The organism is Streptomyces lydicus, from assembly GCF_000717345.1.
GTDB lineage: Bacteria > Actinomycetota > Actinomycetes > Streptomycetales > Streptomycetaceae > Streptomyces > Streptomyces lydicus.
The window spans coordinates 121,982-142,851 of sequence record NZ_JNZA01000002.1 but is presented as its reverse complement, the minus strand read 5'-3'; the positions used below and the strand labels follow the sequence as shown (position 1 = coordinate 142,851).

Sequence of the window (20,870 nt, the reverse complement as noted above, 5' to 3'; positions counted from 1 at the left end):
GAGAGAACGATGTCACCCATCGGACCACCTCAGGCACAGGACGGCCCCAGCGGCTTCGACCCGGGACTGGAGGACCCACCGGTCAAGTTCGGCGTGTGGGGCGACAGTTCGGTCGGGTCGGGTGTCGTCGGCAGCAGCGGCCGGCCGGGCACCACCGGCCCGAGCGGCACGACCCCCGGCGGGGCGGGCACCCTCGGCATCAACCAGGAGAGCCAGGGCGTCGGCGTGCTCGGCCGTGCCGACGCCAGCACCGGGACGGCCGTCCTCGGCACCAGCGGGCAGGGCACCGGCGTAGCGGGCCGAAGCAAAGGCGCCAACCCCGGAGTCGCCGGCGTCAGCAAGGACGGTGACGGGGTCACCGGCACCAGCACGGCGGGGAACGGGGTGTCGGGCACCAGCACGGCGGGGAACGGGGTGTCGGGCATCAGCGCGGCAGGCGGGACCGGCGTGGTCGCCGGCAGCCAGAGCGGCAAGGGACTCAAGGCCGACAGCGTCACGGGCACCGGGATCGAGAGTGACAGCTTCGACGGCATCGGCATCCTCGGCCAGTGCGGCCACAGCGACTCGGGCGGCTTCGGCTTCGGCTTCAGTCCCAACAACGCCCCCGGCGTCATGGGCACCAGCTTCAACGGTTCCGGTGTACACGGGTTCTCCTTGAGAAGCGAGGGCATGTCGGCCTTCGGCCAGGTGGGGATCGTCGCCGAAGGGGAGCCGCTGGCAGGCGATTTCCGCGGCGACGTCCACGTGAGCGGCGCCCTGACCCAGGGCGGCGGCGGTATCCACATCGACCACCCGCTCGACCCCGAGAACCGCTTCCTGGACCACACCTTCGTGCAGTCGCCGGAGATGAAGAACGTCTACGACGGCACCGCCACCCTCGACGACCGGGGCACCGCGACGGTCCAACTGCCGGACTGGTTCGACGCGTTGAACGAGAACGTGCAGTACCAGCTCACGGCGATCGGCGGGCCGGCGCCCAGCCTGCACATCAGCAGGCCGGTCGAGGAGAACCGGTTCGCGATCGCGGGGGGCGACCCGGGGCAGCAGGTGTGCTGGCAGGTCACCGGAGCCCGCCGGGACGCCTGGGCGCGCACCCACCCGGTCGTCGCGGACGGCAAGAAGGAACCCGAGGAGCGCGGGTACTACCTGCACCCGGAGGCCCACGGCCAGCCGGCCGAGCGGGCGATCGGAAGGCTCCGGCATCCGGAGACCGTGACGCGGGAGAGCCGCGTCGAGGAAGCGGAGCGGGTCTGACCGGCACCCGGTCACCCGCACCCGGAAGGAGGTGCCACGACGCGCATCGGGGGCGAAGGCCGGCCCCGCCACGCGGTGCCGTCCGGGTGGATCCGTTCCAGCGCCGGACGGTCGCAACACCGCAAGGGAAGCCGGGTGGAAGAGAGCGCAGGTGCCGAGAGCGCCTGCCCGCACGCACCGAGGTGAATGATGAACGCCAGCCCGTCCGAGTCCCCCCGCCGGACGAAGAAGACCACCGGCCGCAAGGCCACCCCTGCCCGCAAACCGGCAGCCGCCCGGGGCGCACGAGAGAGCAAGGCCGCGGCAGGCGGCGGAGGCGAGTACCGGTCAGGTCCGATCTGCGGCACCGCGCTGCTGGACGGGGCCACGTTCCGGGCGAAGGGCGTCCAGTACGCCGACGTCAACGGAATGGCCGTCGTCGAGGGCGACATCGTGATCGGCACCGTGAAGGAGGTGCAGAAGGCCGCGGCCGAAGGCGGCAACGCCATGCTGTTCCACTCCGTCGGCATCACGGGACAGCAGTTCCGCTGGCCGAACGCCGTGGTCCCGTTCGAGATCGACCCGGCCCTTCCCGACCCGGACCGGGTGTTCGACGCGCTCGCCCACTGGAGGTCCCGCACCCGGATCCAGTTCGAGTCCCGGACCGCCGACAGCGCGCCACTCTTCCCCGACTTCGTCCGCTTCGTCCCCGGGGACGGCTGCTCCTCCTCGGTCGGCCGGCAGGGCGGCATGCAACTCATCACGCTGGGCGACGGCTGCTCCGCCGGCAACGCCATCCACGAGATCGGCCACACCGTGGGCCTGTGGCACGAGCAGAGCCGGGAGGACCGCGACCGCTTCGTCACCATCGTGTTCAGCAACATCGACCCGAACCAGCAGCACAACTTCCTGCAGCAGATCTCCGACGGTGACGACATCGGGCCGTACGACTACGGCTCGATCATGCACTACTCACCCGGGGCCTTCGCGATCGACCCGAACCAGCCGACCATCGTCGCCAAGCAGCCGCTCCCGCCCGGCGTGGTGATGGGCCAGCGGACCGGGCTGTCCCAGGGCGATCTGGCCGGCGTCCAGACCCTGTACCCCAACGCCCTGCCCACGGCGAAGGAGTTCGCCAAGGATCCGGTCGCCGACTTCACTCTCAAGGAACAGGCCAAGGACCCGGTGCACGACGCGCCCCCCAAGCCGCCACCGCCCCTGGAACTGCAGAGCCCGGCCGGCAGCAGCCCCTTCGTGCTGGCCACACCCCATCAGGCGCCCGCCCTGACCGGATCGCCCGACGGACTGGGTGAGCAGGTGCACCGGCTCACCCAGCTGCTCGGCTCCCTCCAGCAGGACCTCGCGGCCGTGTCCGCGAGCCACCACAGCCTGCTGGCCCAGGTCGGTCCGCTGCTCGCCGGCCGGGGCAGCACCGGGCAGCTGTCATGATTCTCGTCGTCTCCTACGACGAGGACCACACCCTGGACGTGGTGCGCCGGCTGGAGCGCGCCGGCCGCGAGGTGGTCCGGGTCGACCTGGCGGACTTCCCCGCCCACGCGGTGATCAACCTCGCCTACGCGGACGGGGAGCGGCCGGACTGCGGCCTGACCACCCGCACGGGATACGCGTCCCTGGGCGGCTGCCGGGCCGCCTGGTGGCGCCGGGTGCGCCCCTTCACCGTCGATCAGCTACTGCGCACCGCCCGGGACCAGGGCTTCGCGGCCAGTGAGACCAGCCAGTCCCTGCACGGCCTGTTCCACTCGCTGCCCTGCACCTGGGTCAACCCGCCGACCCTGGATGCCCTCGCGCACCACAAGCCCTACCAGTGGGAGACGGCCCGCCGGGCCGGCCTGACGCTGCCGCGCACGCTGGTCACCAACCAGCCGGAGCGGGCCCGCCGGTTCATCCAGGACATCGGCGTCGGACGCACCGTCTTCAAGGCGTTCCTGGCCCACACGGAGGCATGGCGGGAAACCAGACTGGTGCGGCCCGAGGACCTGGCGCAGCTCGACGCGGTCCGCTACGCGCCGGTGATCTTCCAGGAGTTCGTCCCCGGGGCCGATCTGCGCGTCACGGTGGTCGGCGAACGCGTCTTCGCCGCCGAGATCGACGCCTCCGGGACCAGCTACCCCGTCGACATGAGGACGGTGGTCGACCAGGCTCCGGTGCGGCCGGTGACGCTTCCGCGGCCTCTCACCGACGCCCTGCAGCAGTTGATGAGCAGCCTCGGCCTGGTGTACGGCGCCATCGACCTGCGCCGCCGCCCGGACGGGCAGTATGTGTTCTTCGAGGTCAACCCGGCGGGGCAATGGCTCTTCGTGGAGCACCGCACCGGTCTGCCGATCTCCGCGGCGGTCGCCGCGCTCCTGGCTCGGCTCGACGACCGGGAGCCGGAACGCACGGCGGCACCGCCGCCCCTGGCCGGCAGTGCCGCATGACGCGCCTCGTCCGCGGCGTCGTGGCCCTGCCCGCCGAAGCGCCCGCCACCCCGGCCGCCCGCGTCCTGGTGGAGGTCCGGGACGTCTCGCTGGCCGACGCCCCCTCCACGGTGGTGGCCGCCCAGGTGCTGACGGACGTGCCGCTGGCCCCGCACGGCCGGTTCCCCTTCAGCGTGGAGGTGCCGGACCTCGACCCCGCCGGCACCTACGGCCTCCGCGTCCACATCGACCTCGCCGGAACGGGCTCCGTCGAGTCGGGAGACCTGATCAACACCGAGGCGATCGCCGTTCCCCCGGAGCCCACCGCGGAGCTGACCGCGCCGGTCAATACGGTCTGAACGCCGCGCCGCTGCCGCTCAGTCCGTCCCCTGCGAGGCGAACAGCGCGGTGAGTCCCAGCCCGCCGGCGATGCCCAGCATGGCCAGGCCGCGGGCGCCGAGCGGGAGGTCCGGCGCGGGCGCGCGGACGAGTTGGGTGAAGAGGCGGGTCACCAGGACCGCGCCGGAGGCACCGAAGGGATGGCCGAGGGCGAGGGCACCGCCGTCGAGGTTGATCCACTCCTCGGCGATGCCCAGCGCGTCGAGCGAGGCCAGGACCTGGGCGGCGAACGCCTCGTTGAACTCGATGCGTTCGGCGGTGGCGAGGTCCGGGCACCGGGCGAGCAGGCGCCGGGTCGACGCGATCGGGCCGATGCCCAGCAGATTGGGGTCCACACCGGCCGCGCTCGCCTCGACGAAGCCGAGGACGCGACGGTGGCCCAGCGCGCGGGCCCGCGACCGGCTGGTGACCACGACCATGGCCGCGCCGTCGTTCAGCGGACAGGAGTTGCCCGCGGTGACCGTGCCCTCGCCGGGGGCGGCGAAGAGCGGCCGCAGCGCGGACAGCGCGGCCAGGGAGGTGTCGGGACGCGGGCACTCGTCGACGGTGACCGTGCCACGGGCCGTGCGCACCGGGGTGATCTCGGCGGTGAAACGGCCGTCCTTCTGGGCCTCGACGGCGCGCCGGTGGCTGCGCAGGGCGAACTCGTCCTGCCGGCGGCGGCCGATGCCGTAACGGGTGGCGACGTTCTCCGCGGCCACGCCCATCTCGGGGTCGCCCACCGACTCCGGGGCGAAGCGGGCGCGGGCGTAGAACTCGGGGAGCCCGCCCGGGCGGGACGGCTGCCGCACCCGCCAGGGGGCGGTGCTGACGCTCTCGCCGCCGCCCGCGAGACAGACCTCGCCGGCCCCGGCGGCCACCATGCGGCAGGCGAGGACGATCGCCTCCAGCCCGGAGCCGCACTGCCGGTCCACGGTGACGCCGGGCACCTCCGTCGGCAGTCCCGCCTCCAGCGCGGCCAGCCGCGCGAGGTTGCCGCCCCCGCCGGCCGCGTTCCCGACGATGACCTCACTGACCTCCGCCGCGTCGGCGCGCGCGTCGGCCAGCACGTCCCCGATCACGGTCGCGAGCAGCTGCGACGCCTCGACGCCGGCCAGCGCGCCGCCGGCCCGGCCGATCGGGGTCCGGCGGGCGGCGACCACCACCGGTTGCCGGTCGTCGGGGAGGTCGTACCCGGTGGCGTCAGTCACCGGACGCGTCCGGGAGCGGGACGAGCCGTGCGTCGTCATGGGCGATCCACTCCTCGACCCGGCCCCGTGCGATCTTGCCGCTCGACGTCAGCGGCCACGAGTCCAGGGTGTAGAAACGGCGGGGGACCTGGTAGCGGGGGAGGGCGGCGGCGCACAGGTCGCGCACCGCGGCCTGGCTCAGCCCCTGCGTGCCCGCTCCGGAGACGACGGCGACCAGGGCCCGGCCCAGATAGCTGTCGGGCACCGACGTCACCAGCGCGGTGTCTATCTGCTCCAGCCGGATCAGCGCGTTCTCCACCTCGGAGGGGTAGACGTTCAGCCCGCCGGTGATCACCATGCCGCCGCGGCCGAGGAGATGGAGGTGCCCGTCCGGCGTGAGCCGGCCGGTGTCCCCGACCGTGGCCCAGCCCCCTTCGGTGCGGAAGCTGCCCTCGCCCCACACATAGCCGTCGCAGACCAGCGGACTGCGTACGTGCACCACGCCGGGCGAACCGGGCGGTACGGGGGCGCCCTCGCGGTCGCGGAGTTCGAGGGTGACGGAGGGGAAGGGCGTGCCGACGTCCTGGTCGGCCGCTTCGGGGCCGGGCGAGCCCACGGTGACGAAGCCGAGTTCGGAGGCGCCGTAGTACTCCCGCACCTGCGCCTTGGGCAACAACGCGGCGACGGGGCCGAGCAGTTGCGGAGGGAGTTTGGCACCTCCGCTGACCACCGTCTCGACGGCGGCGAACCGCTGCCCGGGCGCGTCCGGTGTCCCGGCGGCGGCCGTGCACAGCGCGCGGAGCATGGTCGGCACCACGATCAGCCGGCGTACCGGGGCCCGTTCGAGCTCCCGGAGCACCGCCGCGGCGTCGAACCTGCCGAGCCCGTGGAAGGCCGCCCCGCTCTCCAGGCACTCGGCGAGCGCGTAGAGGCTCAGACCGTGGGCGAGCGGCCCCGGCGCGAGCGTGTGCCGGCCCGCGTCCATGCCCCAGACCTTCCGGCCCTCGGTGAGGCTGATCCGCCAGGAGCCGCGGGACCGGAGGAACGCCTGCGGGAGGCCGGTGCTCCCGGACGTGAACCCGACCAGGAAGGGAGTGGAGTCGTCGCCGGCCCGCAGCTGCTCCGACGGGTCGGCGCCGAGCCCCGCGGCGAGCCACTCCTCGTAGGAGCCGGGGGCGCCGGCGCCCCCGGCGAGCAGCGTGCGGATGCCGAGCCGCTCCGCGACATCGTGCAGCGCGGTCTGTCCGGCCGACAGCACCAGGAGGTCGGGGCGGAGCCGTTCCAGTACCGCGCGGGTCTGCTCCGTGCCCCACTGCGGGTCGAGGACGGCGCAGACGCCGTCACCCGCGGTGGCGCCGGTGAACAGCTCGGCGAAGGCGGGGTGGTTGCCCGTGCCGAGAGCGAGGAGCGGGGCGCCGGACGGCAGCCACGGCCGGTCCGGCGGCCGTAACGCCCGCAGACCCGCGGCCACCGCCGCGGCGCGCTCGGTCAACTGACGATGGGTGAGGGAGTGCCCGTCCAGGATGAAGGCCGGCTCCTCGCGGCGCGGCCCCGTCCCCGTCCGCGCAACCCGCTGTGCCAACGGCATCCGTGCTCACCTCGGTTCGATCGGGTAGGAGCGGCGTACGTTGTGCGCCACGGCCGCCGCGGCCGCCGCCTTCAGCGTGTCGCCGACCGCGAAGTACAGGGCGCCGACCGCGGCCTTGCCCATGCCGAGACCGGTGCTGACCGCCGTCCAGGGGATGCCGATCGCATAGACGACGACCAGCCCGCCCGCGACGCAGGCCGCGAAGTAGGCGGCGAGCTGCGGGCCGCGGCGGCTCACCCGCAGCGCGAACGTCTTCACCAGCAGCCCGGTGACGTACGCACCGGGGATCCAGCCCAGCAGATAGCCGCCGGTCGGCCCGGGTATCACGCCCAGTCCGCCGCGGCCGCCGGCCAGCACCGGCAGCCCGAGCACCGTCAGGAGCACCACCAGCGCGCAGGCGCACGCGCCGCGGACCGGACCCAGTACCGCTCCGGCGAGCATCACCCCGAGCGTCTGCAGGGTGATCGGTACCGGCACGATGGCGATGTTGACCGGGGGGATCAGCCCCAGGGCGACGATGATCGCGCAGAACAGGGCGATCAGCACGATGTCCTGGGTGGACATCAAAGGACGGGTGCGTGCGGTCATCCGGGTGCCTTTCCGCTGAGCCGTTCATGACGGTCGAGGTCGCCGGTACGGGCCGGCGGGTAGCAGCGCGCGTCGATCGCGGCCGCGATGTCCTCCGCCGACCGCAGCACCCGGATCACCAGCGGCACGACGAGCGCGAGCGGGCTGCCCCGCAGACCGCGCGCCGCCTGTGCCTCCCGGATCTCCTGGAACTGCCGGAACACCTCCGGGATGAAGCGCAGCGCCAGCGACACCGCCAGCGCGACGGCGGAGGCGTTCACCAGCCCCGCCCGGTCCAGCGGCCGCAGCACCAGCTCCAGCACGTCCTGAAGCTCCGAGGTCCGGGTGGTGAGGGTGACGCTCAGCGCGGACAGCAGCAGCACGACCAGCCGCAGCCCCACCACGAGCGCCGCGTGCACCGACTCGGTGAGCGCGGCCACCGCCACCACGGCGGCCAGGACCAGGAGCGGCCCGCGGAGTTGCCGGACGAGCTGTTCCCGGGGTGCGCGTACGGACAGCAGCAGGGCCAGGGCGACGGCGGCGGCCGGGCCGAGGACGGCCACGGAGGTGGTGAGGAAGACGGCCACGCCGCACAGCAGCAGTGCCGCCAGCTTCCACCGGGCCCCGGCCCGGTGCAGCGGGGAGGTGCCGGGGACGTACAGCGACATCCTCATGAGCAGCGTTCCACGTACCAGGGCACGGCGGTCCGCGGTGGGCCGTCGTGCACCACACGGCCCCGGTCGAGGACCAGGACCCGGTCGAAGCCGGTCAGCAGGTCGAGGTCGTGGGTGAGGACGACGGCCTGCTGGGGCAGGGCGGCGACGGTGTCCCGGATCAGATTGCGGTTGCGCAGGTCCAGCAGGGTGGTCGGCTCGTCGAACACCACCGTCTCCGGCCGCATGACCAGCACCGCGGCCAGTGCGACGAGTTGCTTCTCGCCACCGCTGAGGGCGTGGCTGGGCCGGTCGGCGAGGGCCGTGATGCCGAGGTGCGCCAGCTGTTCGCGGACCCGGCCCGGTATCTCCTTGCGGGGCACACCGGTGTTCCGCAGGCCGAAGGCCATGTCCTCCTCGACGAGGGGCAGCACGATCTGGTTGTCGGGGTTCTGGAAGACGAACCCGACCTGCCGGCGGATCCGCCGGACGTCCTTCGCGGTGTCGTGGCCGCCGACCAGAACCGTTCCCTCGGCGGGCAGGACGAGGCCGTTGAGCAGCCGGGCGAATGTGCTCTTCCCGGAGCCGTTGGCGCCGATCACCCCGATCCGCTGCTCGGTCAGCTCGATGTCCAGCGCGTCCAGCACCGTGCGGGTGCCGAACCGCACGGTGACGCCGTGCAGAGTGATGCGCACGTCACCGGCCCTCGGTCGCGGCAGGCGCCGGGGCGTCCGCGGCGGCCAGCGCCTCGCGGGTCGGCGCGGGGACGGGACGGGACCGGCCGGTGGCCCGGTCGACGCAGACCCAGACGACCTCGGCGCGCGCGACCGGCGCGCGGTCCCCGGCGTGCACCATGGTGGCGGAGAACGTCAGGCTGCTGGAGCCGATCCGCTGGACGCCCGCGGTGATGTCCAGGACGTCGTCGAAGCCCGCCGAACCGTCGTAGCAGAGCTCGACCTTCTTCACGTGGTACACGACGCCGTGGGAGTCGGCGCGGGGGTCGAAGCGCTCGGACAGCCCCGCCTCGCGGAGGAACTCGTTGATCGCGGTCTCCGCGTAGGAGCAGTACACGCCGTTGTGCACATGACCGTGCATGTCGACGTCCGAGAACGGAACTCGCTGCCGCACGAACCCCCGCAATCCGTGTAGGGTCACCAGCTGTCTGTGACTGTGCCTGCGCACAGCACGGTACCCAGACCGCCGCCCAACTGTCACCACCGTATGAGGACTTCGCCGATGTCCCGCCTCAGAAGCATCGTCAGGACATTCGGCCCGGCCGCGGAGGTGGTCGGCACCGAGGAGTACCGGCCGGCCCGGCCAGGGCCCGGCGAGGTGGCCGTCCGCATGCTGCTGGCCGCCGTCAACCCGTCCGACCTGGTGACCATTTCCGGCGCGTACGCCTCCCGCACCGTGCTGCCGTTCGTGCCCGGCTTCGAAGGCGTCGGGGTGGTGGAGGAGACCGGCCCGGACGTGCGGGACCTCCAGCCCGGGCAGCGGGTGCTCCCGCTCGGCAGCGCGGGTGCCTGGCAGCAGACGAAGATCACCGACGGCCGGTGGTGCCTCCCGGTCCGCCCCGAACTCAACGACGAGCAGGCCGCCACCGCGTACATCAACCCGCTCACCGCGCACTTGATGGTCCGTCAGTACGTGCTGACGGCCGGGGCGGAGGTGGTCGTGGTCAACGCCGCCGCCTCCGCCATCGGCCGGATGCTGATCCGGATGCTGAACCGCGCGGGGATCCGGCCGGTCGCCGTCGTCCGGCACCCCCGCGGCCTGGCGCGGCTGGCCGGGACCGAACTGACCGCCGCGGTGTGCACCGCCGACCGTGCCGCGGGCGAGGCCGTGCGCGAACTCACCGGCGGCCGCGGGGCCGGCGTGGTGCTGGACGCGGTCGGCGGGGCCGAGGGCGCGGAGCTGGGCCGCGTCCTCGCCACCGGCGGCACCCTGGTGCACTACGGCCTGCTCTCCGGACGCCCGCTGCCGGCGGAACTGCCCGCCGCGCGGCCCGACGTACGTCTCGTCCTGTTCCGGCTCCGGGACTGGGTGCACCATGTGCACACCACGGATCCGGACCGTCTCACGGAAGCCCTCGCGGAGGTCTACGAGCTGGTCCTGGACGGCACCGCCGCCTCGCAGGTGGCGGGCGTGTACCCGCTGTCCGCCGTGCGCGGGGCACTGCGGCGGGACGCCGAACCGGGCCGGCCGGGCAAGGTGCTGCTGCGCCTCACCGGCTGACCGGCCGGCTCCCGAGGCGCCATTCCGCGCGCCGCGCGACGCGCCTATGCTCTCGGCCGTGACGCCTGAGGACTTACTCGCGTTCGACCGCCACCACGTCTGGCACCCCTACGCGCCGCTGCCCGGCGCGCCGCCCCCGCTGGTCGTGGAGTCCGGACACGGCGTACGGCTGCGGCTGGCGACGCCGTTCGAGGGCCGTACGGAGCTGATCGACGGGATGTCGTCCTGGTGGGCGGCGATCCACGGGTACGCGCACCCCGCGCTGGACGCGGCGGTGCGGGAGCAGCTCGGGCGGATCAGCCACGTGATGTTCGGCGGGCTCACCCATGCGCCGGCGGTGGAGCTGGCGGCCCGGCTGGTCGCGCTGACCCCGGACGGCCTGGACCACGTCTTCCTGGCCGACTCCGGCTCGGTGTCGGTCGAGGTGGCGCTCAAGATGTGCCTGCAGTACTGGCGTTCACGCGGCCGGCCGGAACGGCACCGGGTGCTGACCTGGCGCGGCGGCTACCACGGCGACACCCTGCACGCCATGTCGGTGTGCGATCCCGACGGCGGGATGCACGGCATGTGGCGGGACGTACTGCCGCCGCAGGTCTTCGCCGACGCGCCACCGGGCGGCTTCGACACCCCGGTGGATCCCGGCTACGCCGACCACCTGGCCGCGACGGTGGCCCGGCACGCGCCGGAACTGGCCGCCGTCATCGTCGAACCGGTGGTGCAGGGAGCCGGCGGCATGCGCTTCCACCACCCCGGCTACCTGCGCGTACTGCGCGAGGCCACCCGGGAGCACGGGGTGCTGCTGGTGCTCGACGAGATCGCCACCGGATTCGGCCGCACCGGACGGCTCTTCGCCGCCGAACACGCCGGCGTACGGCCGGATGTGCTGTGCGTGGGCAAGGCCCTCACCGGCGGGTATCTCACCCTGGCGGCCACCTTGTGCACGACCGAGGTGGCCCGCGGGATCTCCGAGGGCGAGGTCCCCGTCCTGGCGCACGGGCCCACGTTCATGGGCAATCCGCTGGCCTGCGCGGTCGCCGGCGCCTCCCTGGACCTGCTGGCGGACGGCGGCTGGCGACAGGACGTGGCACGCGTCGAGGCCGGCCTGCGGGACGGACTGGCCGAGACGGTGAAACTGCCGGGCGTCACGGACGTACGGGTGCTGGGTGCCATCGGGGTGGTCCAGCTGGACCACCCGGTGGACGTGGCCGCGGCGACCGCGGCGGCCGCCCGCCACGGCGTGTGGCTGCGGCCGTTCCGCGACCTCGTCTACACCATGCCGCCCTACCTCTGTTCGGCGGACGACGTGGCGAGGATCGCGGCGGCAGTCGTGGCCGCCGCACGGGCCGGCTGACGGCAACGGGCACGAAGCGACGCGGGCATCGGGCCGAGACGAGGGAGAGACATGGCGCTGCTGGCCGTCACCGGGACCGGCACGGAGGTCGGGAAGACCGTCACCACGGCTGCCGTGGCGGCACTCGCACACACCGCGGGACAACGCGTCGCCGTGGTGAAACCGGCACAGACCGGACTGGCGTCCCACCAGGACGGCGACCTCGCCGAGGTGGTGCGGCTGGCCGGCCCGGTGGACACGCGGGAACTCGCGCGCTACCCCGAGCCGCTGGCGCCCGCCACCGCCGCCCGCCGCGCGGGACTGCCGGGACTGCCGAAGGAGGCCGTGGCCGAGGCGGTGCGGGCGCTGGACACGGACCACGACCTCGTGCTGATCGAGGGGGCGGGCGGGCTGCTGGCGCGGTTCGACGACGAGGGATGGACGCTCGCCGACCTCGCGGCGGAGCTGGCGGCACCGGTCCTCATGGTCGCCACCGCCGGCCTCGGCACCCTCAACTCGGCCGCGCTGACCGCCGAGGCGCTGGCACGCCGCGGCGCGCACCTCACCGGAGTGGTCATCGGCAGCTGGCCCGCACAGCCGGATCTGGCCATGCGCTGCAACCTCACCGACCTCCCCGACATGACCGCGGCACCGCTGATCGGAGCCCTGCCGCCCGGCATGGCGGCGCTGGACCGCGACGCCTTCGCCGCAGCTGCCCGGGCCGGCCTGGGCGCGCCGCTGGGCGGGGACTTCAAGGCCGCGGACCTCGTCGCACGGTGGCACTCCTGAGCGGAAGCCCCCGCACACCGCTGGCCGGACTGCGTCCTTTCCCGGCACGGCGGCCCGGAGAATACTCGGCCCCGGGACAGCCGTACCGAGAACGGCTCGCACACGTCCGTACGGGAAGGGAAAACCCGTGGAACTCACTCCCACCGACGCCCACGCCCACACCACCCACCACGAGCTGATCGGCACACTCGTCGACAAGGCGCTGCGCCGCGAATTACCCACCCCCGCCGAGGCCCTGGCCCTCCTCAAGACCCCCGACGAGGTCGTCCTCGACGTGGTCGCCGGAGCCTCCCGGGTGCGCCACCACTACTTCGGCCGCCGGGTGAAGCTCAACTTCCTGGTGAACCTCAAGAGCGGCCTCTGCCCGGAGGACTGCTCCTACTGCTCGCAGCGGCTCGGTTCGAAGGCCGAGATCCTCAAGTACACCTGGCTCAAGCCCGAGGAGGCCGCCGAGGCCGCCCGGCAGGGCGTCGCCGCGGGCGCCAAGCGGGTCTGTCTGGTGGCCAGCGGACGCGGCCCGACGGACCGCGACATCGGACGGGTGGCGGACACCATCGCCGCCATCCGTGAGGACAGCCCCGGAGTCGAGGTCTGCGCCTGCCTCGGCCTGCTCTCCGAGGGCCAGGCCGAGCAGCTCACCGAGGCCGGCGCGGACGCGTACAACCACAACCTCAACACCGCGGGCGACCGGTACGCGGACATCTGCACCACACACACCTACACCGACCGGGTCGACACCGTCGAACAGGCCAAGGCGGCCGGACTGTCGGCCTGTTCGGGGCTGATAGCCGGGATGGGCGAGGGCCCGGAGGAACTGGTCGAGGTGGCGTTCTCGCTGCGCGCCCTGGACCCCGACTCGGTGCCGGTGAACTTCCTGATGCCCTTCAAGGGCACGCCCCTGGCCACCGAGTGGGCCCTCACCCCGCAGCACTGCCTGCGCATTCTGGCCATGGTCCGGTTCGTCTGCCCCGACGTCGAGGTCCGGCTGGCCGGCGGGCGGGAGATCCACCTGCGCGGCATGCAGCCGCTGGCCCTGCACATCGCCAACTCGATCTTCCTCGGCGACTATCTGACCAGTGAGGGCCAGCCCGGCGCCGCCGACCTGGAGATGATCCGGGACGCCGGCTTCGTCGTCGAGGGCATGTCGGAGACCACCATGCCCGAGCACCGGGACGACGTGGTCAAGGTCCGCCGGCGCGGTACGGGCACCGAGCTGCCGCCCAACGCCCTGCCCCGCACCCCCGAGCAGCAGGCCGAGAGGTGACCTCCGGCCACCCCTGCCCGGCGGTGGACCTGTTCGCGCCGGAGTTCCTGCACGATCCCTACCCCGTGTACGCGACGCTGCGGGAGACCAGGCCGGTCCACCACGACCCGGGGACCGGTCTCTGGCTCGTCAGCACCCACCGTGACGTGCGACGGGTGCTGCTCGACCCGGAGCTGTACCGTCCGGACAACGCGCTCGACGCGGTGGTCCCGCTGTCCGTGCCCGCGTTGCGCTGCCTGGCGGCGGCCGGATTCACGCTGCCGCCGACGCTCGCCAACAACGGCACGGACACCCACGCCGGCCTGCGCCGGCTGATCACCGGGATGCTCCGCCGGGACCGGGTGACCGCCGCCGTACCGCTGGTCCACGAGCTGATGGCGCCGCGTCTGGACCGCATCGAGAAGGAGCTGGCGGAGCGGGGGAGCTGCGACCTGGTGGTCACCCTCACCCGGGACCTGCCGTTCGAGGTGATGCTCCGGGTACTGGGGCTGGCCGGCGACGTCGATGTGGACATCGATCTGCTCGCCCGCTGGAACGACGCCTCACTGGAGCTGTTCTGGGGCGTCCCGCCCCGGGAGCGCCAACTGCCGCTGGCCCGGCTGGCCGCCGAGTTCCACCAGTGGCTCGACGGCCTCACCGAGCGGGCGGCGCCCGGCGGCACCGGCCTGCTCGCCCGGCTCGCCGCACACCGGAAGCCGGACGGTACGCCGCTGAGCCGCCAGGAGATCGTCGCCGTCTGCTACTTCATGGTCATCGCCGGGCAGACCACCACCGGACAGATGCTCGCCACGATGCTGCTGCGCGCCCTGGCCGACCCCGGGCTGTGGCCGCGGCTGGGCCGGGAACCGGCCCTGGCCGCCGCCTGGGCCGAGGAGATGCTGCGCCGCGAACCGCCGCTGACCACCTGGCGGAGGGTGACGGCACGGCCGGCCCGCCTCGGCGGCGTCGAACTGCCGCAGGGCGCCAAGCTGTTGCTGATGCTCGCCGCCACCGGGTCCGACCCGGCCGTGTTCGAGGCCCCCGAGCAGCTCCGCCCGAACCGGCCGCACGGCCGGGAGCATCTGTCCTTCGGCCTGGGCCGGCACCGCTGCCCGGGCGCCGCGCTGGCCCGTATGGAGGCGGAGACCGTGCTGCGGGCGGTCTCCGCGCGGCTGCCCGATCTGCGGCTCGCCGGTCCCGCGCGCACGGTCCCGATGCGCGGGCTGCTGTCGTTCCGTGCCCCGCCGGCCGTGCCGGTCCGCAGGGCCGCGACGGTCAGCCGGGACGGCAGTCCGTGATCACCTGCACCGCCCGGTCGACCTGATCATCGGTCAGGTCCGCCCGGGCGGTGAGCCGCAGCCGGGAGAACCGGTCCGGCACCGACGGCGGACGGAAACACCCCACCTCGACGCCCGCCGCCCGGCAGGCGTCCCGCCAGGCGACGGCACCGTGCGCGGACCCGGCCCGTACGGACACCACGGCGGACTGCGCGGGGGCCACCGGCAGCCCGGCGGCGGCCAGCCCGGCGTGCAGCCGGGCGGCCACCGCGCGGACCCGGGCCACCCGCCCGGGCTCCCGCACCAGGACGCGCAGCCCGGCCAGGGCGCCGGCGGCGCAGGCCGGGGCGAGGCCGGTGTCGAACAGGAAACCGCGGGCGCTGTTGAGCACGTGCTCGATCACCCGGCGCGGGCCCAGCACCGCGCCGCCCTGTGCCCCGAGCGACTTGGACAGCGTGACCGTGGCGACCGTGTCCGGGCTCCCGGCCAGCCCGGCCGCGCCCAGCGCGCCCTGGCCGCGCTCCCCGATCACACCGAGCGCATGCGCCTCGTCCACCAGCAGCCCGGCGCCGTGCCGGCGGCAGACGGCGGCGAGCTCGTCCAGCGCCGTGAGGTCGCCGTCCACCGAGAAGACGGATTCGGTGACCACCAGCGCACGGGGCTGCCGCCGGTCCGCGAGCACCTTCTCCAGCGCGGTGGCGTCGTGGTGCGGGAGGTCCACCACCTCCGCGCCCGAGAGCCGGCAGCCGTCGATCAGCGAGGCGTGGTTGGTCGCGTCCGCCGCCACCAGACTGCCGGGCCGGCACAGGGAGGTGAGCGCCCCGAGGTTGGCCAGGTAGCCGGACGAGAAGACCAGGGCGGCCTCGGTGCCGCAGAACGCGGCAAGTTCCCGTTCCAGCTCCTCGTGCAGCCGGGTGGTCCCGGTCACCAGCCGGGCCGCGCCCGCGCCGGCTCCCCAGACCGTGGCGGCCCCGGCCGCCGCGGCGGTGACCTCGGGGTGCGTGGCGAGGCCGAGGTAGTCGTTCCCGGCGAGGTTGATCCCCGGGTCGGTGGCGTCCCGGACCCGCAGGTGACGGCGCAGCCCGGCGCGCTCCCGGCGCCGGGCGCTGTCGTCCAGCCAGCCGAACACGGCCTCGGGGGACGGCTGACGGGCGTGCTCCGGACGGTCCATGCAACAGCTCCCTCGGTTCTTCCGGCGCGCTGCCGCGCCCGTGATCACGCCCCGGCCGGCCCCAGCACCAGGCACCCGTTGTGGCCGCCGAAGCCGAACGAACTGGACAGCACCGGCCCCGGCGTCCACGGGCGCGGCTTCCCCCGCACCAGGTCGAGCCCCGGGGCGAGCTCGGGATCCGGATCCGTCAGGCCCTGGACGGGCGGGATCAGACGGTGGGTCATGGACAGCACCACGGCCACCGCCTCCAGCGCGCCACTGGCCCCGAAGACGTGGCCGGTGGCGCCCTTGGCGGAGGTGACCGGCGGCCCGTCGCCGCCGAAGATCCGCTGCACGGCCCGTGATTCGGCGAGGTCGCCCTGGAGCGTGCCGGTCCCGTGCGCGTTGATCTGCGCCACGTCGGACGGGGCGAGCGCCGCGTCCCGCAGGGCCAGGTCCATGCACCGGGCGGCGCCGGAGCCGTCCGGCAGCGGCATGGTCACGTCGTAGGCGTCGGCGGTGCTCGCGGCGCCGAGCACCTCGGCCAGGATCCTGGCGCCGCGTGCCTGCGCGGTGTCCTCCGCCTCCAGCACCAGCGCCGCCGCGCCCTCGGCGACCGTGAAGCCGTCCCGGCCGCTGTCGAAGGGGCGGGTGCGGCCGGTGCCGGACAGCGCCCGCATGTTCCTGAACCCGGCGAGGACGGTGCCGTACGCGGCGGCTTCGGTGCCGCCGGTGAGCACGGTGTCGCAGATGCCGTACGCGATCAGCCGGGCCGCCGCGGCGATGGCGTGCGTCCCCGAGGAGCACGCGGTGGTGAGGGTCTCGCAGGGCCCCTGCCAGTTGAACCGCTGGGACACGGCGGCGGCCGCCGCGTTGGGCATGATCATCGGTACCACGAACGGCGAGACGCGTTTGTCGCCGCGCGCCTCGCGCACCAGCGACTGCCGTTCCATGGTGGTCACCCCGGCCAGTGCGGTGCCGAGGACAACACCCGCGTGCTCCGGCCGGCCGCTCGCGGTCAGCGTCTTCGCGCCCCCTGCGTCGGAGACCGCCAACTCGGCCGCCGCCACCGCTAATTGGGTGCAGCGGTCGGTGTGCCGGATTGCGGCCCGATCCATCCAGGGCGTGGCGTCCCAGCCGTCCACCGGGCGGTGCCCCGGCGACGGGGGCGCCAGCAGGTCCGCCCACAGGGCGTCGCGGCCGGCGCCGGCGGCGGTGACGCTGCCCAGGCCCGTGACGACCACCCGCCGGTCGCCCCTCATATCCGCGCGCGCACTAACTCGCAGGCGTCGCGGACGGTCCGTACGGACTCGACGCCGTCATCGGGCAGATCGACGGAACAGGCTTCCTCGATCGCCATGACCAGCTCCACGAGGGTCAGGCTGGTGGCCCCCAGGTGATCCGTGAAGTCCGCCTCCATGGTCACTTCTTCCGGCGCGACCTGCAGCACTTCCACCGCGCACGACCGGACTGTCTCGAACACTGCATCGCTCATCCGCTACGGCCTCCCCATGAACGAACGTCCAGGCACGCGCCGACCGGAGTTTACCGCTCGACGGGGTGCCTGTCTGTGCCGCTCCGACCTGCGCTTTTTCGCGCGTGCGGCGCGTCGGGACCGGGCCGGCGGGCCCGGTGGCGGCCCGTGGGGGAGTACCGGGCCGGGCGGTGCCGTGGCTGCGACCACCGCCCGGCCCGGAGCGTGTCAGCGCCGCGCCACCGGCTCGGGGTGCTCGTGTGCGCAGGACGCGTCGGGCCCGTAGGCGTCCCAGGCGGGGAACGGGTCGCCGGCGGGCCGCTCCCCGTCGGCCAGCAGGCAGTCGGTCAGGGCCGCCCGCAGCTCCTCGGCGCGCAACCCGGTGCCGATGAAGACCAGTTCCTGGCCCTGACCGTCCCCCGCGGCGCCGGCGCCGGCGGGCTCGAAGCGGGCGACCGCGCCGGCCTGCGACCACAGCCCGGTGACCCGCGGTCGACCGGCCAGCCGGAAGAAGCCCTTGGAGCGCAGGATCCGGCCGTACGCGCCGCTGTCGAGGCCCTCGGTGACGAAGTCCCACAGCCGGCCGGGGTGGAACGGCGCGTCGGCGCGGAAGACCGTGCTGGAGATGCCGTACTCCTCGGTCTCCGGTACGTGGTCGCCGTTGAGTTCGCGCACCCAGCCGGGCGCCTGCTGGGCCTTCTCCAGGTCGAACAGCCCGGTGCCGAGGAGTTCGACGGCCGGCACCCGGCCGTGCCGCGCGGGCACGATGCGGGCGGCCGGGTTGAGCCGGGCGAGCGCGGCCCGCAGCCGCTCGGCGCTCTCCGCGTCGACCAGGTCGGTCTTGTTGAGGACGAGGACGTCGGCGAACTCGACCTGGTCCATCAGCAGGTCGCTGACGGTGCGTTCGTCCTCCTCGTACGGGGCCAGCCCCCGCTCGGCCAGCCCGTCGCCGGCCTCCAGCTCGGGCAGGAACCCGGCGGCGTCGACCACGGTCACCATGGTGTCGAGCCGCGCGAGGTCCCCGAGGGTCGCTCCGTCGTCGTGCGGGACGGCGAAGGTGGCGGCGACCGGCATCGGTTCCGAGATGCCGCTGGACTCGATGAGGAGGTAGTCGAAGCGGTCCTCGCGGGCCAGTCGCCCGACCTCTTCGAGGAGATCGTCGCGCAATGTGCAGCAGATGCACCCGTTGGTCATCTCGACCAGGCGTTCCTCGGTCCGCGAGAGCGCGGCCGCACCGCCGCGCACCAGCGCCGCATCGATGTTGATCTCGCTCATGTCGTTGACGATGACCGCGACGCGCAGGCCCTCGCGGTTGCCCAGAACGTGGTTGAGCAGCGTGGTCTTCCCGGCGCCGAGAAAGCCGGAGAGGACCGTCACGGGCAGTCGGTCGTGCGCCACCGGCTCAGCTCTCCGGGCGCAGCAGGCCGCGCGCGTACGCCTTGGCCAGGCGCTGCGGTACCAGGTGGGAGGAGCCGTCGACGGTGACGGGCACGAGCTGGGGAGTCGTGGCCTTCCACTGGGCGCGGCGGTGACGGGTGTTGCTGCGGGACATCTTCCGCTTGGGCACGGCCATGCTCTGACCTCCTGTTGACGGGCGGGTCGGAGCACCCAAGTTAACTGAAAATGGATCCCATTTCCAAATGGGGGTCCTCCGCTGCCCGGGTGGGTGCACGGCACCCAGGAACGGCCCGGCCTGGCCCGCCCGCCGGCGGCGGCAGAACCTGGTCGCAGTCAACGGCCCGAAGGAGCAGATGTGAACGGCAATCCCAAGACCGTGGTGATCACCGGCGCCAGCAGCGGTATCGGCGAGGCGACCGCGCGCCGGCTGGCCGCCGACGGGCACCGCGTCTTCCTCGGCGCACGCCGCACCGACCGCCTCGCGGCACTGACCGGCCAGCTCGTCGGCGCCGGAGGTACGGCCGCGTACCGGCGCGTGGACGTCACCGACGCCGACGACGTGTGCGCTTTCGTCGACGCGGCCCGCGCCGCGTTCGGACGGGTGGACGTCATGGTCAACAACGCCGGGGTGATGCCCCTTTCGCCGCTGGAGGCGCTGCGTGTCGCCGACTGGGACCGGATGCTCGATGTGAACGTGCGCGGCGTGCTCCACGGCATCGCCGCCGCATTGCCCGTGATGCGCTCGCAGGGCGGCGGACACTTCGTCAACATCGCCTCCGTCGGGGCGTACGAGGTGTCGCCGACGGCCGCCGTCTACTGCGCGACCAAGTTCGCGGTGCGCGCGCTCTCCGAGGGGCTCCGTCAGGAGTCCGGCGGCGACATCCGGGTCACCGTCGTCTCTCCCGGCGTCACGGAATCCGAGCTCGCCGACTCCCTCACGGACCCGCAGGCCCGGCAGGCCATGGAGACGTACCGCTCCGCCGCGCTGCCCGCCGTCGCGGTCGCGGACGCCATCGCCTACGCCGTCGCCCAGCCCCCGCAGGTCGATGTGAACGAGCTCGTGGTGCGCCCGGCCGCGGCCGCGCAGTAGGGCCGGCGGGAGGCGGGGCGCCTCGTTCAGCGGCTGGGGGCGCCGGCGCGGAGGCCGTCCATGACCAGGTCGAGGAGGCGGCCCGCGCGTTGCTGCCAGTCGCTGTGCGGATCGATCTGCCAGAGGCCGGCGATGGCGAGCACGAAGTCGTCGGGGGTCACCCCGGGGCGGATGGTGCCGGCCTCTTCGTTGGCCTCCAGCAGGAGGGTGACGGCCGAGGTCACCGCGCCGTGTCCCAGGCTGGTCAGGGTGCCGCGGGCGGTGGTGGCCTTGCGCATCGCGTCGGCCAGGCCGGCCTTGGCCATGGCGTACTGGGCGAGGCGGTCCATCCACTCCCGCAGGGCCCGGTCGGGTGCGCGGGTCTCCAGCAGCTGGGCGGCGGCGTCGGCGACCTGCTGGACCTCGTAGCGGTAGACCTCCAGGACGAGCGACTCACGGTTGGGGAAGTGGCGGTAGAAGGTGCCCTGTCCGACGCCGGCCTTCTTCGCGATGGCGCTCAGCGGGGCGTCGGCCGAGCGGGTCAGCTCGGCGAGTGCGACCTCCAGGATGCGCTCGCGGTTCCGTTGCGCGTCCGAGCGCAGGGGCGCGTCCTTCTTCTGCTGCACGCGTCCTCCTTCCGGCTTCCGGAATTTGCGGAGCCGCCGGCCTTGCTAACCGGACAGGTGTCCGGTAGATTTTCACGTAGCGGACAGCTGTCCGGTTAGCTCCACCATAGCGGCAGATGCGGCCGGCGTGGACGGTCGGGCGCTGCCGCGGCCGGTCTGTCACTCCTCCGTACCCCTCGCATCCGCCCCACACCCCCTCGGCGCCCGAGCCGACGCACCGTACAGCGCCATCTCTCAAGGACCTGTCCACCGG

General features: G+C 73.7%; 22 protein-coding genes. 10 read left to right on the top strand and 12 right to left on the bottom strand.

The features are described 5' to 3' along the window. Positions 1–9: 9 nt before the first annotated feature. The 4 genes from OO62_RS02155 to OO62_RS02140 all read left to right on the top strand — a co-directional run bounded on the left by OO62_RS02155 (position 10) and on the right by OO62_RS02140 (position 4,009). Entirely contained in the window at positions 10–1,254 is a 1,245-nt protein-coding gene (locus OO62_RS02155; RefSeq protein ID WP_051732545.1) for an autotransporter outer membrane beta-barrel domain-containing protein, read from the top strand. A 189-nt stretch (positions 1,255–1,443) separates the two neighbouring features. Beyond that, entirely contained in the window at positions 1,444–2,682 is a 1,239-nt protein-coding gene (locus tag OO62_RS36880) for a M12 family metallopeptidase (RefSeq protein ID WP_051732543.1), read from the top strand. Beyond that, positions 2,679–3,671, top strand: a complete 993-nt coding sequence (locus tag OO62_RS36315) for an MvdC/MvdD family ATP grasp protein (RefSeq protein WP_051732541.1) — start codon at positions 2,679–2,681, stop codon at positions 3,669–3,671. The genes OO62_RS36880 and OO62_RS36315 overlap by 4 nt, the downstream gene beginning before the upstream one ends. Further along, positions 3,668–4,009: a YbaY family lipoprotein gene (locus OO62_RS02140; RefSeq protein WP_033265388.1), complete on the top strand. Its 342-nt coding sequence runs from the start codon at positions 3,668–3,670 to the stop codon at positions 4,007–4,009. Before OO62_RS36315 ends, OO62_RS02140 begins: the two co-directional genes overlap by 4 nt. Positions 4,010–4,027: 18 nt before the next feature. Here the strand turns inward: OO62_RS02140 and OO62_RS02135 are convergent, their stop codons facing one another. From OO62_RS02135 to OO62_RS02110, 6 genes are read right to left on the bottom strand one after another with little or no spacing between them, the layout of a single operon-like run. Further along, positions 4,028–5,278: a thiolase family protein gene (locus OO62_RS02135; protein ID WP_078616980.1), complete on the bottom strand. Its 1,251-nt coding sequence runs from the start codon at positions 5,276–5,278 to the stop codon at positions 4,028–4,030. After that, on the bottom strand, positions 5,232–6,806 hold the full coding sequence (locus OO62_RS02130; RefSeq protein ID WP_033265387.1) for an AMP-binding protein: 1,575 nt from the start codon (positions 6,804–6,806) through the stop codon (positions 5,232–5,234). Before OO62_RS02130 ends, OO62_RS02135 begins: the two co-directional genes overlap by 47 nt. A 6-nt stretch (positions 6,807–6,812) precedes the next feature. Continuing rightward, entirely contained in the window at positions 6,813–7,394 is a 582-nt protein-coding gene (locus OO62_RS02125; RefSeq protein ID WP_199838917.1) for a biotin transporter BioY, read from the bottom strand. After that, entirely contained in the window at positions 7,391–8,047 is a 657-nt protein-coding gene (locus tag OO62_RS02120; protein WP_051732538.1) for a CbiQ family ECF transporter T component, read from the bottom strand. The genes OO62_RS02125 and OO62_RS02120 overlap by 4 nt, the downstream gene beginning before the upstream one ends. Then, positions 8,044–8,721, bottom strand: a complete 678-nt coding sequence (locus OO62_RS02115) for an energy-coupling factor ABC transporter ATP-binding protein (protein WP_051732536.1) — start codon at positions 8,719–8,721, stop codon at positions 8,044–8,046. The genes OO62_RS02120 and OO62_RS02115 overlap by 4 nt, the downstream gene beginning before the upstream one ends. A gap of 1 nt (position 8,722) precedes the next feature. Further along, positions 8,723–9,154 carry an acyl-CoA thioesterase gene (locus tag OO62_RS02110; RefSeq protein ID WP_078616979.1) on the bottom strand — a complete coding sequence of 144 codons (432 nt, stop codon included), beginning with the start codon at positions 9,152–9,154 and terminating at the stop codon, positions 8,723–8,725. Positions 9,155–9,262: 108 nt separating this feature from the next. Here OO62_RS02110 and OO62_RS02105 point away from each other — a divergent pair, with 108 nt between their 5' ends. The 5 genes from OO62_RS02105 (at position 9,263) to OO62_RS02085 (ending at position 14,921) form a co-directional block, all read left to right on the top strand. Then, entirely contained in the window at positions 9,263–10,261 is a 999-nt protein-coding gene (locus OO62_RS02105) for a zinc-dependent alcohol dehydrogenase family protein (protein WP_033265385.1), read from the top strand. Positions 10,262–10,307: 46 nt separating this feature from the next. Continuing rightward, complete coding sequence (locus OO62_RS02100; protein WP_033265384.1) at positions 10,308–11,612, top strand: adenosylmethionine--8-amino-7-oxononanoate transaminase; 1,305 nt, start codon at positions 10,308–10,310, stop codon at positions 11,610–11,612. 51 nt (positions 11,613–11,663) lie between these two features. Continuing rightward, the gene (gene bioD, locus OO62_RS02095) at positions 11,664–12,380 is read left to right on the top strand and encodes a dethiobiotin synthase (protein WP_033265383.1); all 717 of its coding nucleotides are present in this window, start codon (positions 11,664–11,666) and stop codon (positions 12,378–12,380) included. Between the two features lie 127 nt (positions 12,381–12,507). Then, positions 12,508–13,644: a biotin synthase BioB gene (gene bioB, locus OO62_RS02090; RefSeq protein WP_051732534.1), complete on the top strand. Its 1,137-nt coding sequence runs from the start codon at positions 12,508–12,510 to the stop codon at positions 13,642–13,644. Beyond that, entirely contained in the window at positions 13,641–14,921 is a 1,281-nt protein-coding gene (locus OO62_RS02085) for a cytochrome P450 (RefSeq protein WP_033265382.1), read from the top strand. Before bioB ends, OO62_RS02085 begins: the two co-directional genes overlap by 4 nt. Here the strand turns inward: OO62_RS02085 and OO62_RS02080 are convergent. The 5 genes from OO62_RS02080 to rpmF all read right to left on the bottom strand — a co-directional run bounded on the left by OO62_RS02080 (position 14,899) and on the right by rpmF (position 19,097). Continuing rightward, positions 14,899–16,071, bottom strand: coding sequence for an 8-amino-7-oxononanoate synthase (locus OO62_RS02080; protein WP_051732532.1), 1,173 nt, complete (start codon positions 16,069–16,071; stop codon positions 14,899–14,901). The genes OO62_RS02085 and OO62_RS02080 overlap by 23 nt on opposite strands. A gap of 44 nt (positions 16,072–16,115) precedes the next feature. Next, positions 16,116–17,294 carry a beta-ketoacyl-[acyl-carrier-protein] synthase family protein gene (locus tag OO62_RS02075; protein WP_228332585.1) on the bottom strand — a complete coding sequence of 393 codons (1,179 nt, stop codon included), beginning with the start codon at positions 17,292–17,294 and terminating at the stop codon, positions 16,116–16,118. Between the two features lie 14 nt (positions 17,295–17,308). Then, positions 17,309–17,545 carry an acyl carrier protein gene (locus OO62_RS02070; protein ID WP_033265380.1) on the bottom strand — a complete coding sequence of 79 codons (237 nt, stop codon included), beginning with the start codon at positions 17,543–17,545 and terminating at the stop codon, positions 17,309–17,311. Positions 17,546–17,752: 207 nt separating this feature from the next. Then, positions 17,753–18,922, bottom strand: a complete 1,170-nt coding sequence (locus OO62_RS02065; RefSeq protein WP_033265379.1) for a GTP-binding protein — start codon at positions 18,920–18,922, stop codon at positions 17,753–17,755. Between the two features lie 4 nt (positions 18,923–18,926). Further along, entirely contained in the window at positions 18,927–19,097 is a 171-nt protein-coding gene (rpmF, locus tag OO62_RS02060; RefSeq protein WP_033265378.1) for a 50S ribosomal protein L32, read from the bottom strand. Between the two features lie 180 nt (positions 19,098–19,277). Between rpmF and OO62_RS02055 the strand changes: the two genes are divergently transcribed. Continuing rightward, positions 19,278–20,012 (top strand): SDR family oxidoreductase, encoded by a 735-nt coding sequence (locus OO62_RS02055; protein WP_106974792.1) that lies wholly within the window; start codon positions 19,278–19,280, stop codon positions 20,010–20,012. A 26-nt stretch (positions 20,013–20,038) separates the two neighbouring features. Here the strand turns inward: OO62_RS02055 and OO62_RS02050 are convergent, their stop codons facing one another. Continuing rightward, a complete protein-coding gene (locus OO62_RS02050) occupies positions 20,039–20,617 on the bottom strand; it encodes a TetR/AcrR family transcriptional regulator (protein ID WP_033265377.1) in 579 nt (192 codons plus the stop codon). Positions 20,618–20,870: the final 253 nt, after the last annotated feature.

Excerpts from the sequence above, each read along its gene's own strand:
- OO62_RS02155 (WP_051732545.1), top strand. The coding sequence starts at position 10 with ATGTCACCCATCGGACCACCTCAGGCACAGGACGGCCCCAGCGGCTTC.
- OO62_RS36880 (WP_051732543.1), top strand. The coding sequence starts at position 1,444 with ATGAACGCCAGCCCGTCCGAGTCCCCCCGCCGGACGAAGAAGACCACC.
- OO62_RS36315 (WP_051732541.1), top strand. The coding sequence starts at position 2,679 with ATGATTCTCGTCGTCTCCTACGACGAGGACCACACCCTGGACGTGGTG.
- OO62_RS02140 (WP_033265388.1), top strand. The coding sequence starts at position 3,668 with ATGACGCGCCTCGTCCGCGGCGTCGTGGCCCTGCCCGCCGAAGCGCCC.
- OO62_RS02135 (WP_078616980.1), bottom strand. The coding sequence starts at position 5,278 with ATGACGACGCACGGCTCGTCCCGCTCCCGGACGCGTCCGGTGACTGAC.
- OO62_RS02130 (WP_033265387.1), bottom strand. The coding sequence starts at position 6,806 with ATGCCGTTGGCACAGCGGGTTGCGCGGACGGGGACGGGGCCGCGCCGC.
- OO62_RS02125 (WP_199838917.1), bottom strand. The coding sequence starts at position 7,394 with ATGACCGCACGCACCCGTCCTTTGATGTCCACCCAGGACATCGTGCTG.
- OO62_RS02120 (WP_051732538.1), bottom strand. The coding sequence starts at position 8,047 with ATGAGGATGTCGCTGTACGTCCCCGGCACCTCCCCGCTGCACCGGGCC.
- OO62_RS02105 (WP_033265385.1), top strand. The coding sequence starts at position 9,263 with ATGTCCCGCCTCAGAAGCATCGTCAGGACATTCGGCCCGGCCGCGGAG.
- OO62_RS02100 (WP_033265384.1), top strand. The coding sequence starts at position 10,308 with ATGCTCTCGGCCGTGACGCCTGAGGACTTACTCGCGTTCGACCGCCAC.
- bioD (WP_033265383.1), top strand. The coding sequence starts at position 11,664 with ATGGCGCTGCTGGCCGTCACCGGGACCGGCACGGAGGTCGGGAAGACC.
- OO62_RS02080 (WP_051732532.1), bottom strand. The coding sequence starts at position 16,071 with ATGGACCGTCCGGAGCACGCCCGTCAGCCGTCCCCCGAGGCCGTGTTC.
- OO62_RS02070 (WP_033265380.1), bottom strand. The coding sequence starts at position 17,545 with ATGAGCGATGCAGTGTTCGAGACAGTCCGGTCGTGCGCGGTGGAAGTG.
- rpmF (WP_033265378.1), bottom strand. The coding sequence starts at position 19,097 with ATGGCCGTGCCCAAGCGGAAGATGTCCCGCAGCAACACCCGTCACCGC.